The following is a 16428-nucleotide window of genomic DNA, read 5'->3' as shown; positions in this document are numbered from 1 at the left end:
AATTTCAGCATGAAAAAAATCCTCACTATCTTAAGTACACTTTTACTTCTAGCATCTTGTTCACTTTCTAATAAGGAACAATTTGTTGTTACTAATAATGAAGTCATTCACGCTGATACAATGGCAACACTGCCTGAAGCTCATATTGACTATCAAAAAAAAGTACGACCTATTTTAGATAATCGATGTGTCGTCTGCCACGGCTGTTACGATGCTCCTTGCCAGTTAAAGCTCACTAGTATTGATGGTATTCAAAGAGGGGCCAATCCACAAAGAGTTTACGATGGTTCAAGAATTCTTTCGATGAAACCATCGCGTCTAAATATTGATGCGAAGTCAACACAGGCCTGGAGAAAAAAAGGCTTTCATCCCGTAGTAAGTGACGATTCTACAGATCCACATGCCAACCTAGACAACTCGCTTATTTATAAATTTCTTCAATTAAAAGAAATGTTTCCTCAACCAAGGGCCGGACTCATCTCTTCACAAATCGATACATCTTTAAACAGAGAACAGTACTGCGTTCAAGTCGATGAATTCGAAGACTTTGTTGAAGATCATAGCTATATGGGAATGCCCTTTGCTCTACCAAACTTAACAAAGAGTGAATTTTCAACTCTCGCACATTGGGTAGCACAAGGATCAAAAGGACATGATAAAAAGGTAGAGTCAAAAGCGACCAAGAAATTAATCGCGATCTTTGAAAATCTCTTTAATAAAAATGACTTAAAATCGAAACTTATTGCTCGCTATATCTACGAGCATATTTTCCTTGCTCATATTCACTTTGATACAGCACCAGAGAGAGTTTTTTATCGTCTTGTAAGAGCTACAAATAGAGATGGTGAACCTGATGAGATAGATGCGCTAAGACCATATGATGACCCTAAAACTAAATTCTACTACCGCTTTAAACTGTATAAGCCGAGCATTGTAGCGAAATCACACAATTTATATAAGCTAAACTATAAGAAGCTAAAGCGCTATGAAGAGCTTTTCTACGATAAGAAATTCAAAGTCACAGAATTTCCTTCGTATGCCCCAGAAGTGGCCTCTAATCCATTTATTGTATTTAAAGAAATTCCAGTTAAATCAAAGTATAGCTTTCTCTTAGACGATGCCAGATTCTTTATTGAAGGCTTCATCAAGGGACCTGTGTGTAGAGGGCAAATTGCACTCAATGTTATAGAAGATAGATTCTGGGTTTACTTCGCTGATCCCAACTCTCCTATCGACACTAATAACGATGAATTTATCAACAAGAGTAAAAACCTATTGGAGCTACCGGCCTCAGAAGAAAGTGATATAGAGTTTTTAAGTATATGGTCTGAGTTTTGGAAGAAGCAAAAGAAATTCCTAGAGGCCCGAAGTCAACACTTTAAGGATGCGAAGAAGTCTCATATAAGTGAAGCGAGTAAGATCATCTGGGATGGTGATAATCACAATAGAAATGCTGCTCTCACTATCTTTAGACACCTTGACAGTGCTTCTGTTAGAGAGGGACTTCACGGAAAAACTCCAGAGACAGCTTGGGTCATTGACTACCCAATCCTCGAGCGAATTCACTACCTCTTAGTTGCTGGCTTTAATGTCTATGGCAATGTTGCTCACCAACTAAAGACAAGACTCTATATGGACTTCTTAAGAATGGAAGGAGAGAACCTCTTTCTCTCTTTTCTCCCTTCTGAAGATAGAAAAGTATTGCACAAGAAATGGTATGGTGGAAATAGAAATCACTTAAAGTTCTTTGTAGAAAATCCTAGTCAATGGCTCAATACAAACTTTGTTACCGGACTTGAGAAAGAAGATAAATTTGAAGAGCTTCATAATTACTTTCAAAAAAGAGTGAAGAGGGCCATTGCGCCTACAGTGCAAAAGCTTAATCCCTCTCTGGCCAAGCTCGACAATCTGAAAGGAAAGTTTCTAAGCTACTTTCCAGAAATTATACTTTTAAAAGTTGAAGATGAGCTCTATACCATCACTCATAATAAGGAATATAAGTACGTAAGTTTCTTTTTAAATGATGCCAGAACAAGAGACTCCCTTGATCAGGAAAATGATACCCTCACACTCATAAAAGGAGTGGAAGGATCATATCCTAACCTCTTCATAGAACTTGAAAGAGATAAGATTCACCACTTCATGGAAGATATGGCCAATATAACGACTCCTCTTGAATATACTAAGTTCATCGCAAAGTATGGTGTAAGGAGAACGAATCCGAACTTTTGGCATTATAGTGATTGGATAAAAGAGAAATACTTGGAGACTGAGTACTACCGTGCCGGAATTTTGGATCTAAATAGATATAATCCATAAATAGCACTAGTACCTAGACAGAAAATTAGTCAATGGCGCTCTAATCTCAATTAGAGTATACTAGAGTTATTCAAAAAATTTGTTAAGGAAGACAAGTGAAAAAAATCAAATTAAACTTGGCCGTCTGGGTCGCCATCTTTGGTGTCTTTGGCTATATGTCTGCGGCCATTTTCGCCGATCCAACATGGGTCACATCAGAAAATACTCCAGAATTTTATAAGTTAATCCTTCTAATTAAAGACGTCTTTATTCAGTCTCTAAAAATGTTAGTGGCCCCGCTTATTTTCTTCTCACTACTAGGAGGACTTGCTGGAATAAAAGAAGCTTGGAAATTAAAGAAGCTTGGAGGGATTGCTGTTACTTACTACGTATCTACAACCCTTATCGCTATACTTATTGGACTAACTGTCGTCTTCTTTATTCACCCTTGGAAGAACTCATCTGTTAGAGTCAACGTTCAAAAGTCTCAAAGTATCGGAGGAGACTACCATACAAAGAAACCAAAGAAGATGATTGATGCTAAAGATAATTCAATCATTACAGTTGTTCATAAAATTCTAAAAACATCGCTCACGAATCCACTCGAATCACTTGTGACCAATAATATTCTCGGTCTCGTTTGTGCCGCTCTTCTCATTGGGCTGGCCATGGTCACTTCGCTTAGAACAGATAGTCAGCTCTTTCTCTTAATCGAGGATATCAATAGAATACTTACAACAATTTTAGGTTGGTTTATCACGTTAAGTCCTATTGGTATTTTTGCCATCGTCTTTGATTTCAAACTCAAAGTCACAGGTGATCTCTTCACGCAACTCTTTGCCTTCGCAGCGGTTGTCTTTGGAGCGACACTTGTCCATGGAGCGATCGTCCTTCCAATTATCGCTAAAATATTTGGTGGAATTGGCCCAATCACTCTCTTTAGAAAAATTGCAAACCCACTCTTCATTGCACTAGGAACAAGCTCATCATCAGCAACACTTCCAGTAACAATGAAGACCTGTGAAGAAGAGCTAGGCGTCTCAAAAGCCGTCAGTGGTTTTGTCTTCCCTCTTGGTGCAACAATGAATATGGATGGAACGGCACTCTTTGAAGGTATTGCCGCGATTTTCTTGGCCCATCTCTATGGAGTAGAGCTGACAACTTTTACTATTTTTGCCATTTTCTTTATGAGTATGATCTCAAGTATTGGAGCACCTGGAATGCCTAGTGGTTCAATGTCTGGGATGCAAATGGTCTTACTGGCCGCAGGTATCCCCCTTGAGGCCATTGGAATTCTACTAGTAATTGAAAAGCCATTAGATACTTTCAGAACAGCAGTCAATGTTGAAGGAGATATTATTGGAGCTCTCGTTGTACAAAAGACAATGGAGCGAAGAAATATTCAACTCACTTAGCATTTATAGCTATCTATTGCTCCAAAAAAGAAATAGTGCTGATCTCCATGATTTTTGGGATCAGCCAGCGCGTCCTTAAGTTCTTTATAAAAATTTCTCTGTAAAGTAATCAGCTTCTCAATTCCACTCTCATTCAATGATTCTGACCAATGATAGTAGAAATTCTTTGTCTTTATAGAAGACCCCTTTGTTTCTAAAAACTCAACTGACGTATTGATTATTGGTTTTATAATTGAGCGATGAAAAGCGATCCCCTTCTCTGAGGCATGAAAGTGCCCCTTCTCCATTTGGACATAATCTTCTTGAAATAAGTTTAGAAGTATTTTTATTCCCTCTAACCCAAAAAGATCTTCAACCACCTCTTCTCTAACACCGCAACTTGTTCCCGCCAGAGCTAAAACATGAAAGAAAACTGGATCTTTAACTTTTTCATGTAAAGAAGATCTAAATTCCTTTTGCTCGTCAGTCATAACCTTTAAGTCTAATTCTTCCTCTAGGTACTTTCTAAGTTTAATATCTATCTTTGGCAGTAATTCCTGTAAGCTTTGCACCCCATGAATTTCGGAGAGAAGGGAGAGAGTTGTTGTCACTTTAGGCATGGATTTAATTGACCTGGCAACAATTCTTCTAAGAGTTGTCTCACTAACACTACAATTATTGGCCAAGCGATTTAGACTGTACTTTGAATGAGTGCTTAAAAAGCACTCAACGGTTTGAGCTAAAACGTCAACATATCCTTCTTTCAACTATCCCTCCGGGTCACTTTGTCCCCACTAAAAATGAACTTATTATTTAACCCTTCAAAAACTCGTTGGCAAATTCATCACTTTTAAAATGTGGCGAACAAAGTAGGACCATTAGTATAAATTTTAAATTCAAAGTAAATAACAAGTTGTAGATTCATTTTATCAGATAAATCAAAAAGGAGATTAGAATGAAAACATTAACATTAGGACTTTTACTTGCACTTTCTTTTTCAGCTTCAGCTTATGAAGTTTCATTAGACGCTGCAAAATGCACTATCTTTGGAAACATGAAAGTTAAAGTTAGTGGTCTTGAAACACTAGGTAACGCAGCAAACGGTTACTTAAAAAACAAAAGTACTTCAAGAAGTAACTGTAAAGGTGAAATTGCAGAACTTAGAGGTGTATTCGCTGGAGAAACTATCTATGCAGACGCTACAAAAACTCAGAAAGTAAGAAAGACTAATATCTCTGAAGACAACGAGAAAGGTAGAGATCGCTACTGTAGAGAAGAGCTAGTTACAACTGTAAGTGTAAACTTCCCTTCTTACTCTGCGGCCGTATTTACAAACACAACTTCAAGACACCTAAGAACATACCCTGGTACTTGTAATAGATAATTAAGACCAAAGTCGGGTGGGAAACTCCCACTCGATTTTTTTTTAAAGAGCGTATGCGCAGTCGATCTTTACGCCAGAAACTTCAGACATATAATGAATCAAATTTCTTTGCTTATCTTCAAGTCTCGCATCCGTAGAATAGTCACGCTCTCTAAGAAGTTTAAAAGTAAATTTTAAATGTGAATTAGCTGGAAAGTAATTTCCAAGCTCATAGCTCTTTGGGTAATGCTTTACAATTGTGAAAACGTCATCAGTTAAGAGAGTCCAAAAGATCTCTTGATCTTCTTTATCCATCTTCTTCGTATCAACAGTAGCACTGAGAATATTCTCGTAAACATATCCTGTTGCAAGTGCCGCATCACGACATCTATCTAAGATATGCTTCGCACTTACCTGCATAGAAAATGTTAGTCCAATTAAAACTAGCAATACTTTCATAAACTCTCCTTTTGTGTGTCCTTAATAAAGGAAAAGAGATGAAATTAAAAGCATGATTGCAATATTTGACACGAATCAAATAAATGCCCAAAGACACAGCGCATCTTTGTCTTATTTTTTTTAATCAAATATTAAACACTTATTTGCCATACAGCCTTTGGAGTTTTAGAATTGATCATTAATTTATATTTTACCAATTACATGGAGTAGTTCTTGGATAGATATTTTACAGTCATGGTTGTGCCCGAGAGGGAAAAAGGCGTTAAGTCTTTTCGCATACCTAGGCTCGCTTTCCACGCTCTAGTTTTCCTCTTCGTGTTGGGTATCTTCGTTCTTGGAATCCTTTCTTACGATTACTGGAAAATCCTTAGACAGGTTCACCAAAATAAACACCTAACACTTGAAAATAGACAACTCAAAGAACAAATTCAGCTCTTTCAAATGAAAATAAATACTCTTACTGAGGATATCGAAAGAATTGAAACATTTGAGAAGAAACTCAGAGTCATCTCTGGTTTCGAAAAGGTTGATCTCACGAGACCGGCCATTAGACCAAACTCTAACTCAGAGGTTATGGAAGATCATAGTCATGAGCACGAAGTTAAAGAAGATAATTCTCAAACATTTTTTCAAGAGAAAGGAACGATTAGAGATAAGCTAAAAGATGGACAGAATTCAGAGAAATTTGTCGAGTTAAAGAATCTCTACGAGCAGAAAATTGCAACCAACTTTGGACTGCAAACTGGCTACGCATTTACTAAAGAATGGTCTGATCTCACTAAGCAAAGTTTTTCCCTAGCTGAAAATTTTGCTGATTTCGATTATAAATTTAATTTACTAAAAGATTATGTAAAAGATCTCGAAGTAAATATACACGACCTAGATCAATACTTATTGGACAGAGAGAGCTTTATGCGCTCGACTCCAACACTTCTTCCTACGAAGGGTTGGATCACTTCTTACTATGGGCCAAGAATCTCTCCAACCTCTAATAGGCTAAAGATGCACGAAGGACTAGATATTGGTGCTCCAATTGGTACTCCCATTTTAGCTTCTGCTGATGGAAGAATTACCTTCTCTGGCAAGAAGGCCGGTTTCGGATACTTTGTACAGATTGATCATGGCTATGGACTTGAATCTGTTTATGCGCATAACTCTCAAGTGATTGCTAAAAAAGGTCAACTAATTAAGCGAGGACAAATCATTGCGAAGGTGGGTAACACTGGTCACTCAACTGGTCCACACCTTCACTATGAAATACGAGTGAACGGTACTCCCGTTGACCCATTTTACTATATTTTAGATTAATCCAAGAGGAGAAATATACCAATGTTCAACCCTATAAAAACTATTTTTGGGACAAAGAACTCAAGAGATTTAAAAGCTCTTAGACCTTATGTTCAAAAGATTAACGAACTTGAAGAGAAAATGAAGTCAATGAGCGATGAAGAGCTCAAGGCGCAAACTCCAAAGTTTAGAGAAATGATTAAGAATGGAGCGACGAGAGAGCAACTTATCCCAGAAGTTTTTGCGACTGTAAGAGAAGCCTCTGTAAGAGTTCTAGGAATGAGGCACTATGATGTACAGATCATGGGTGGTGTTGTTCTAACTAAGAATACGATTGCCGAGATGAAGACCGGTGAAGGTAAAACTCTTTGTTCTACTTTTCCACTTTATCTCATAGCTCTTGAAGGAAAGGGTGCACATATTATCACGGTCAACGACTACCTCGCCTCAAGAGATGCTGAGGAAATGGGTGTTCTCTTTAATTGGCTTGGTCTAAGCGTCGGTTGCATAATCGCAGATATGGACGACGAAGATAGAAAGGCCGCCTATAATTCAGATATTACTTATGGAACGAATAATGAATTCGCTTTTGATTATCTAAGAGATAATATGAAGTTTGACCTTGAGGACTACGTTCAAAGAGGTCATCACTATTGTATTGTGGATGAGGTTGACTCGATTCTTATTGATGAGGCGAGAACTCCCCTTCTTATTTCTGGACCAAGTGAAGGAAGAACTGATCTCTATCACGTGGCCAATGAAGTTATTCCCAAACTTAAGATTGAGAAGCACTTCACTATTGAAGAAAAATCTAGAACTGCAATTTTCACTGAAGACGGTGTCAACGAAGTTCAAAAGATGCTCAAGATTGAAAATCTCTATGATGTTGAGCACTCTGAGATGCTTCACCATCTCAACCAGGCCCTTAAGGCCCACAACCTCTTCAAAGTGGATGTGGACTACGTTGTAAAAGATGGACAAGTTATTATTGTTGACGAATTTACAGGTAGACTGAAAGAGGGATCAAGATGGTCTGATGGACTTCACCAATCCGTAGAGGCTAAAGAAGGCGTCGAGATCAAATCTGAAAACCAGACTCTCGCTTCAATTACATTTCAAAATTATTTCCGTCTCTACTCTACTCTTGCAGGTATGACAGGTACGGCGGATACAGAGGCAGAAGAATTTGCAAAGATCTATAACCTAGACGTTGTAGTTATCCCAACAAATTTACCAATTGCAAGAATTGATGAAGCGGATGTTATTTATAAATCAGCAGCGGCCAAAACGAAGGCCATTGTTCAATTAATAAAAGATCTTCACGCCAAAGGACAACCAGTTCTCGTAGGTACTATCTCTATCGATAGCTCTATTGAATTGGGAGAGGCCCTGACTAAAGCTAATATTCCTCACAACGTTTTAAATGCAAAACAACACGGAAAAGAAGCTGAGATCATTAAAAACGCAGGGACTAAGGGAGCGATTACAATTGCAACCAATATGGCGGGTCGTGGTACGGATATCAAACTTACACCTGAGACTAAGGAATTAGGTGGACTCTTTATTCTCGGTACCGAAAGACACGAGTCGAGAAGAATTGATAACCAGCTTAGAGGGCGTTCAGGTCGTCAAGGTGACCCAGGTAAATCTAAATTCTTCCTCTCTCTTGAAGATGATTTAATGAGAATCTTTGGTTCAGATAAGATCAAAGGTTTCATGAATACATTAGGTATGGAAGAAGATGAGCCAATTGAACACAAGATGATCTCCAATGCTATTGCAAAGGCGCAGAAGAAAGTTGAAACTCACAACTTTGAAATTAGAAAGCATCTTCTTGAATACGATAACGTGATGAATGAGCAAAGACGTGTCATCTATAGAATTAGAAAAGATATTCTCTCTGACAATGATAACGTTGGCTTTATTAATGACATGATTGAGGATGTCGCTGACATGCTGGTAGCGACTTATAGACCAGAGAGAAAAGTACAAATTGATACTTGGCCATGGGAAGATATGGTTAAAGGTTTTCAAAATACTTTTAACACTGACTATGAAGTCAATGTTGATGAATGCTACAAGAAGCACGATGGCTCAATTGAGAAGTACTTTGAGACAATTGCAAAAGAGCTCTTAGCAAAGAACTTCAGTCAATATGACGATGATCAAGTTAGACTTGCCACGAGAGAGATTCTACTCACAATCTTCGACCAGCACTGGAAGGATCACCTCCTTTCAATGGATGGAGTAAAAGAGGGAATCAACTTGAGAGCTTATGCTCAAAAGAACCCACTCACAGAATACAAGAGAGAATCGTTCAACCTCTTTGAAAATATGCGAGTGGAAGTAAAGAAAGCAGTTGTAGAAAATATTTTTAGAGTTAAACTCTATACTCCAGAAGAAATCGAAGAGATTAAGAAACGTCAACAAGAGATGCTGGAGCAACAACTAGAAGCGGCCAAGAGAGCTCAGGCCCAAGCAGAGCAACAAGAGCAGGCTAAAAGCGAGCCAGTTGCTAGAAGAAGCCAGAAGGTAGGTCGAAACGATCCTTGTCCTTGTGGCTCAGGAAAGAAATTCAAACACTGTCACGGTGCTTAACACTTTGTGAGGGGCCCTACTTCGGTAGGGCCTTTTTTTTTCTTGCTCACTAAAAGTAATCTTCTGTTATAATATTATTATCAACTATTACTTCAGGTATTATAATGAGTGACGAAGACGAAATCGGTGAAAAATCAGATATGACAAGAATTGAGGACCTCTCAGAGTTCCTCCACCAAGACGATCCCGAAGTTGATGCCGCTCTTAATTCAGAGGACGAACCTCCTTCTACAGAACACCTTCCAGGACTTGATGATCTTGAAGACGATGAAGAAAATGAGATGGACTCATTTAGCGCGGAAACAGAAGATGACTTTCAATCCGACGATGATTCTCAAGTAGATTTCTCAGATAATTCAGATGAATTCCAAGACTCAAGCTCAGATGAAGATTATAGCTTCGATAGTACGTCAGATGATGGCGATAGCGAAGATGATACTCCAGACTTTTCTGTTGACTCAGAAGAGTCTGATGACTTCTCTGATTTCCAAATGCAAGATGAGGATGAGTCTTCCTTTGATAGTGATGATGACTATCAATTTGGAGACTCTTCAGACGAGTTTTCTACTCAAGATGAAGATAGTGAAGATGAAGACGAGAACGAAGAAGACGATTTTCAATCCTTTGATAGTGGAGACTTTCAAAGTGACGATGAAGAAAGTGATGCAGATGATGAATCCGAAGACTATCAATTTGGAGACAATAACTTCTCCGAAGATAGCGAGCAAGAACAAGTAGAAGAAGAACAAGAAGAAGAAGAACAAGAAGAATACGATCAATTCAATGATAGTTTCGAAGATGATAACGATAGCAACTCTGACTTCCAAGCAGAAGAGACTCCAGAACAGAGCGCTACGAGTACACTCACAGAGATTACTCCTGTGGCCACTCCACAAAGTAGTTACAGCGATAGATCTGAAAAATTTGAAGACGTAAAATCATTTGCTAAGAATATAACTTACGGAAAAATTGCTCAGGGTGGAAATCCTCCCTTTAGCGTAATTCTTAGAAATGTAAAATATGAAGAAGACGCTGAAGATATTCTCATTATTCTTAGAGAACATGAATTAGTGGGCCCAGATACGGAAGTGGCCATGCAACAGTCTTTAGAGGGAGGTAGTTTACTCATCTCTCAAATCTCTGAGTATGCGGCTATCTATCTCACTCATAAATTTAGACGTTTTGACCTTGATATTCAGATGGGTCTTTCAGATGAACTCCATCCATCGAAGTCCTATGAAGCCGATAGTGTGGGTCTCGTTTCAAAGTCTAGAGTAAATCAAAATAAGAATGAGACAATGAGAATTGATAAGTCCTCAGTTGATATTGAGTCAATTATTATTTCTACAACACCTACATTAGAAAATTATAAAATTATAGAATACCTTGGTATTGTCTCTGACTTTACAATAGTCGACGAAGACGAGCTTACGAGTGATCAAAATTTAACTGACTTCCACGAACGTCAGGCAAAGGGTCACGTTGACCAAGACCAAGATGAAGAACTACAAGAGGAAATTGAACTTAAAGTCTCCCAATCGGCCATATATAACGATCTAAGTGAAAAACTTAGACCTCAGTGTATGAAGAAGAATGCAAATGCCATTGTGGGAATTAATTATCAGATAACTCCCCTAGGCGATGGTTCAAAGTATAAAATAAGCTGCTCAGGAAGTGCTGTATGGGTCATCGACAACAATTAATACATAGTACCTCACCTCTATTAGAACTAGAAAAAAGTCACTTTAATACAATTGTCATTGGCGGTGGTATTGTCGGTGCTGGAATTCTTAGAGATCTTGCTCTACATGGAGTCGATAGTCTCCTTGTTGAAAAGAAGGACTTTGCCAGCCAAACCTCAAATAGTAGCTCTAAAATGCTTCACGGAGGAATTCGCTATCTCGAGAACTTCGATTTCGCCCTAGTACACGAGGCACTAAGTGAAAAGAATCTATGGCTTAAATTGGCTCCACATATTTGTAAAGAAAAGCACTTCTACCTACCCGTCTACAAAGACTCCCTAAGACCTTTATGGATGGTGCGCTTAGGAATTTATCTCTATGACTTTCTCTCTAACTTTCAAAATGCGACTAGAGGCTTCGCTGACAAAGAGAAGACATTAAAAGAAATTATACATATTAAAGAGCACAACCTCAGTGGATCGGGTATCTACTCAGATGCAATTGTCGATGATGGTAAATTAACTCTTGAAGTTATCATGGATGCGATTAATAAAGAGAATGCCTGTGCTCTCAACTATACTAGTGCATCCGATATCTCTAAGGATAATAACGGACACTATAAATTAACTCTTAGAGATGAACTTACGGATCAAGAGCGCACTGTCACATGTGAGAATCTCGTCATTGCCACAGGTCCTTTTACAGATAGATTTATGAAAGAGAACTTACCGCAAGTTCAGTGGAGTGATAAACTCCTTCCCTCAAAAGGAAGTCATATATGGGTAAGAAGAACTGACTTTCCCCTAGAGCATCCAGTTGTTCTTACTCCAAGTGATGGAAGAGTCATTTTTGTTATTCCACACCACGATCGTGTCTTAATAGGAACAACAGAAGAAGAAGTCAAAGATGACTTCTTTGATGTCACTCCTTCTGAAAATGAAATTGATTACTTATTAACTAATTTAAATGAATTCTTCCCAGGCGCTAAAATAGGAAGAGATAATATCACTGAAAGCTTTGCGGGCATTAGGCCTCTTGTCATGGAGGATGATGCTCAAAATAGAGGAAAAACTGCTAGAGAGCATAAAGTCTTCACTCCTCTTTCTAAACTCTATGTCATTGTCGGAGGAAAATATACGACCTTTAGAACTATGGCCCAGGATATCACAAGAGAAATTATTAAAGCTCAAAATATCTCGTATAATCCAGACAAGACAAAGGTGCCTCTTTCTAAAAAGTGTCAATACAACTTCTTTCACAAGCCAGAATTGACGAGAGAAATTATTGAAAAAATTATTAAAGATGAACTTCCTAGAACTTATGATGATTTAGAGAAGAGAAGGATTCACAGTGAAGACTTCGATAAAGTCCTCACTGAATACTTTACGAAACACACTCTCTAGAAACGGTAAGACATCCCTACTCTAAAGCGAATTCCAGACAGACTTAGTGTTAAGTTTTCATCACTATCATCGAATTCAAATGTAGATCCTGATCTAAAGTAATCAAGAGTCACTCTCGCACCAAAACCGTTTCTAAGATAGTACTTTCCACCAACTCCAAGAAGCATAAAATTACTTGAACCACTGAGAGGGTCTGCTGAGGCTGTTGATGTTGAAGAAACTTCAGTCTCTGTAGTAGCACTTCCAACACCGCCAGCAAGTGTGGCATAACCAATAAGTTTATTATTAACAAATGGAGAATTATAGAAATGCCAATTGGCTCCAATTCCATACTCAGTCCAATCACTAGAAGTACTAACTTCAAGTCCAGACTTTGAAGTTCTCTTAGATATTAGAGCAAAGATAGAGATATTTTCTAAGAATGAACCCTTAGTTGAAAAGTACTTTTCAAAACCAACTGAGAAATCAATATTTCCAACTGAAGAGTCTCCCGAATTATCTCCTTGTTCATACGAACCAGAAAGAGAATTTAAAGATAATACTCCAAAGACTTCTAAAGTCTTACTTCCAGAAGAGCTTCCAACGATCACTGGAGCTTGCTCATCCATCATAGAGTCTAAGTCAGACCTATCCTCTTCACTAACTTCAGGGATTGGCTCTGAGGTCTTACCTCTGGCCATAACAGGAATCGTTCCACTCATATCATCAGACTTAATGGCCCGAGTAGGATCTTCAGTAAGCTTAACAGGTGAGGCAATTTTAATATTTACAACTTTGTCTTTAGTAATTTTATCAGAGTCAATAATTCTATACACTGACCAAATAGATCTTCCAGGAGAAGCTTTTATTACAACCGCTCTAGCAATCACCCCTGTTGTTAAAAAGAACTTAGCGTGATCTCCAACAACCAAACCGTCTTCAATACCTCTATTTGTAAGAAGTGTTTTCTTAGTATCAGAGAGACCTAAAATACGGATCGTTAACTTCTCATCAATTTCAAGCGCAATGGAATTGATAGAAAGAATAAATAAAGTAAAAATTGCCAAAAATCTCATTTAAACCTCAAAAATAAACACTTAACCCAACTGTAAGCTTAATATCATTCAATAAAATATCAGTATTAACATTATCTAAATTCGTTGAGACAGATGAGAGACTCATTCTCTCTCCCGATAGACGTAAGTTTATACCTGCACCAACAGGTATATCATCCTCAAATGAATCCCCTGTTTTAAATCTATACTTTGTTCCAATACTCCAAGTTGGGAGTCCCACTACTTGATATTCATAAGGATTCGAAAGCTCTACAGATGTGACATCTGCATTTCCTCGTCTCGCACCTACACCTACAAACCATGCCCACTGATTTAAGATGGCCGGGTTATTATAGAAGTAGTACATTAACTGACCGCCAAAAGAGCCCATTGAAAAGCGTCCATTAATTCCACCAATATCAATATTCTCAATTGATCTCTGAGCATAAACTTCTAACGAGAATCTAAGTAAACTAGGAGAAGTTCTCATAAGGTGATACTCGTAACCGACGGCCACTGAGTAACCTTTATTTCTATGATTGTCGTCTTCTTGTGTAGAGTGATTACTAACGGCAGAGCTGATTCTAAAAGTAATTTCATTACCTGTTTTTTGAGTAAGATTTCTGTATTGTCTAATCTCTTCTTCTTCAATACCGCTCTTTAACATGTAATTTCTAAGGCCCTCATCATCAAAGTCTGCTGACCAAAGAGCACCATCACGAACAACTTTCTTACTATTTTCAACTCCAAGAATTCTCTTTCTCTTAAGCTCTTCACGTGATTCTTCGTAGACATTTAAGATATCGTTTCTATCCTTAAGCGTTTTATTATCTTGATCTCTCTTTTGATCTCGGTAGAGACCTCTAAGTCCATATTTTTGACTATTGATTTTAGAAATAAACCCATCGATTTGAGCGTGATAAATATTATTCTTAATTTTTTCAACTTCATCGTCATAGCTGCTTTTTTCTTTGAAGTTAGCATCCACGTACTTGCGTTCAAATTCTCGCAAAAAGTCATCAACTTTAGTGAGCCCGTTTCTCTTTGCCCATAAATCGAATTGTTGAATTTCTATGTCGTGACCAAAAGTCATTTTATTATCGATCAACTCTTTTGACTTAACATACTTCTCTCCCTCTACAACTAACTCAGGAGGAACGCCTGTTTCATTTTCAAAATCAATGTCTTTATTTTTCTTATTCTTTGGGAAAACTCTTTTACGACTAAGGACTTTAAAGTCTCTAACACCTTTGAGCTCTGTTTCCATTGCCATGAAAACAAGCTTTTGATTAGCGCGAATTCGAGCCGGGTTATAAACTTTTTTAAAGTACCAATAAGACTGTGTATCCAGGGCCCTAACTAACTCTCCCTGTGCTACCTTCTCAAGCTTTGGGTATCCGAGACTTCCGCTTTGAACTAGAAAAGTCGCTCTCATCCCTTCTTTGAGCCCCTGCAATCTTCCAAGTTTAATGACTGCACTTTTTCCAGTAGAGCTGGCCAAAGAAATTTGAGCTTCGTTAAATGATTGAGCAAATATATTAGAACAAATCAGACTTGAAAGAATGAGCTTTATAAATAAAGACCTAAGCGTCATTGATGTGATCTCCAATTCCCTTTAAAGATTAAATACCTAAATATTTTAACATGTAGTGAGTATTTTTCTCAAATTTTGGCAATTTTAGCCTTATTCGTTAAAGTCCACCTGCGTCAAACTTGAAAAATAGCTCTATTTGCCTTATAACTTTTTGGAAATACAGAAAAATAAGGAAGGACCACGTGGCCAGATCAAAGAAAAAAGAAATCTTTCGCTATGAATGTACTCTTACAGGTGAAACTTATAAGACGACAAAGAAGGCGAAACACCCAGACGAATTAATATCTGTAGCGGGTTACTACGAACTCAACCCTGAAAAAGACGATCGTCCAGAACATATCAAAAAAGAAATCGAGGAAAATAATTAATGGAAACAAGAAAAGTTGTCATTGTAGGCTCAGGTCCTGCGGGATATACGGCCGCTCTCTATGCTTCTAGAGCAAATTTAAATCCACTCGTCATTGAAGGGCATGAGCCTGGTGGTCAATTAACGACTACAACTGACGTAGATAATTTCCCAGGTTTTCCAGAGGGAATTATGGGGCCAGAACTAATGGCCAATATGAAAAAACAAACTCAGAGATTTGGTACAGAATATCTACAAACTCACGTAACGGCAGTTGATCTTTCAAAGAGACCATTTAAGCTCACGTGTGAAAATGGTACTGAATTAATGGCCGAATCTCTTATTATTTCAACTGGTGCAAGTGCAAAGTACCTTGGTCTGCCAAATGAAAAAGAGTTAATCGGAAAAGGAGTCAGTGCCTGTGCAACTTGTGACGGATTCTTCTATAGAGATCAAATCGTTCACATTGTTGGTGGTGGTGATACAGCAATGGAAGAGGCCACTTTCCTAACAAAATTTGCAAAGAAAGTTTATGTTGTTCACAGAAGAGATTCTCTAAGAGCATCTAAGCCAATGCAAGAAAGGGCCTTCAACAATGAGAAGATCGAATTTGTATGGGATAGCGCTGTTACAGAAATTATTGCTGACCAAACAGGTGTGACATCAATCAAAGTTGAAAACCTAAAGACAGGTGAAGTTACTGAGCGTCCAACTAACGGTCTCTTTATGGGAATTGGACACTCTCCAAATACAGGCTTCTTAAATGGACAGATTGATCTCGACGATCATGGCTTCATTATTACAAAGGGAGCGCATCCAGATACTAATGTTGAAGGTGTATTTGCTTGTGGTGATGTACAAGATAGCTACTACAGACAGGCCATTAGTGCTGCAGGAAGTGGATGTCAGGCCGCAATTAGAGCCGAAAGATTCTTAGAAGAAAATTAAACAAATAAAAAGAGCTGGAATT

13 protein-coding genes are annotated in these 16428 nt (G+C 38.1%); 9 read left to right on the top strand and 4 right to left on the bottom strand.

The window, feature by feature from the left end; genetic code table 11:
* Positions 1–9: 9 nt before the first annotated feature.
* Together BMS_RS07140 and BMS_RS07135 are read left to right on the top strand one after the other, a co-directional pair.
* Positions 10–2319 carry a fatty acid cis/trans isomerase gene (locus BMS_RS07140; protein ID WP_014244138.1) on the top strand — a complete coding sequence of 770 codons (2310 nt, stop codon included), beginning with the start codon at positions 10–12 and terminating at the stop codon, positions 2317–2319.
* Positions 2320–2414: 95 nt separating this feature from the next.
* A complete protein-coding gene (locus BMS_RS07135; protein WP_014244137.1) occupies positions 2415–3713 on the top strand; it encodes a dicarboxylate/amino acid:cation symporter in 1299 nt (432 codons plus the stop codon).
* On the opposite strand, the gene BMS_RS07130 is transcribed toward BMS_RS07135, so the two are convergent.
* Complete coding sequence (locus tag BMS_RS07130; protein ID WP_044557382.1) at positions 3710–4459, bottom strand: hypothetical protein; 750 nt, start codon at positions 4457–4459, stop codon at positions 3710–3712. The genes BMS_RS07135 and BMS_RS07130 overlap by 4 nt on opposite strands.
* Before the next feature lie 188 nt (positions 4460–4647).
* Between BMS_RS07130 and BMS_RS07125 the strand changes: the two genes are divergently transcribed.
* Positions 4648–5076 (top strand): hypothetical protein, encoded by a 429-nt coding sequence (locus tag BMS_RS07125; protein ID WP_014244135.1) that lies wholly within the window; start codon positions 4648–4650, stop codon positions 5074–5076.
* Positions 5077–5118: 42 nt separating this feature from the next.
* On the opposite strand, the gene BMS_RS07120 is transcribed toward BMS_RS07125, so the two are convergent.
* A complete protein-coding gene (locus BMS_RS07120; RefSeq protein ID WP_014244134.1) occupies positions 5119–5514 on the bottom strand; it encodes a hypothetical protein in 396 nt (131 codons plus the stop codon).
* Between the two features lie 213 nt (positions 5515–5727).
* On the opposite strand from BMS_RS07120, the gene BMS_RS16860 reads away from it, so the two are divergent.
* The 4 genes from BMS_RS16860 to BMS_RS07100 all read left to right on the top strand — a co-directional run bounded on the left by BMS_RS16860 (position 5728) and on the right by BMS_RS07100 (position 12484).
* On the top strand, positions 5728–6822 hold the full coding sequence (locus BMS_RS16860) for a M23 family metallopeptidase (protein ID WP_014244133.1): 1095 nt from the start codon (positions 5728–5730) through the stop codon (positions 6820–6822).
* A gap of 21 nt (positions 6823–6843) precedes the next feature.
* Positions 6844–9399, top strand: a complete 2556-nt coding sequence (gene secA / locus BMS_RS07110) for a preprotein translocase subunit SecA (protein WP_014244132.1) — start codon at positions 6844–6846, stop codon at positions 9397–9399.
* A gap of 104 nt (positions 9400–9503) precedes the next feature.
* The gene (locus BMS_RS07105) at positions 9504–11102 is read left to right on the top strand and encodes a YbjQ family protein (RefSeq protein ID WP_014244131.1); all 1599 of its coding nucleotides are present in this window, start codon (positions 9504–9506) and stop codon (positions 11100–11102) included.
* Positions 11081–12484, top strand: a complete 1404-nt coding sequence (locus tag BMS_RS07100) for a glycerol-3-phosphate dehydrogenase/oxidase (RefSeq protein ID WP_014244130.1) — start codon at positions 11081–11083, stop codon at positions 12482–12484. Before BMS_RS07105 ends, BMS_RS07100 begins: the two co-directional genes overlap by 22 nt.
* On the opposite strand, the gene BMS_RS07095 is transcribed toward BMS_RS07100, so the two are convergent.
* A complete protein-coding gene (locus BMS_RS07095; RefSeq protein WP_014244129.1) occupies positions 12481–13539 on the bottom strand; it encodes a hypothetical protein in 1059 nt (352 codons plus the stop codon). The genes BMS_RS07100 and BMS_RS07095 overlap by 4 nt on opposite strands.
* Before the next feature lie 7 nt (positions 13540–13546).
* A complete protein-coding gene (locus BMS_RS07090) occupies positions 13547–15112 on the bottom strand; it encodes a hypothetical protein (RefSeq protein WP_044557381.1) in 1566 nt (521 codons plus the stop codon).
* Between the two features lie 182 nt (positions 15113–15294).
* On the opposite strand from BMS_RS07090, the gene BMS_RS07085 reads away from it, so the two are divergent.
* Positions 15295–15480, top strand: coding sequence for a hypothetical protein (locus tag BMS_RS07085; RefSeq protein ID WP_044557380.1), 186 nt, complete (start codon positions 15295–15297; stop codon positions 15478–15480).
* Positions 15480–16406, top strand: a complete 927-nt coding sequence (gene trxB / locus BMS_RS07080) for a thioredoxin-disulfide reductase (RefSeq protein ID WP_014244127.1) — start codon at positions 15480–15482, stop codon at positions 16404–16406. The genes BMS_RS07085 and trxB overlap by 1 nt, the downstream gene beginning before the upstream one ends.
* Positions 16407–16428 lie beyond the last annotated feature (22 nt).

The organism is Halobacteriovorax marinus SJ, from assembly GCF_000210915.2.
Taxonomy (GTDB): domain Bacteria; phylum Bdellovibrionota; class Bacteriovoracia; order Bacteriovoracales; family Bacteriovoracaceae; genus Halobacteriovorax; species Halobacteriovorax marinus.
This window is presented reverse-complemented; position numbering and strand designations above follow the sequence as displayed.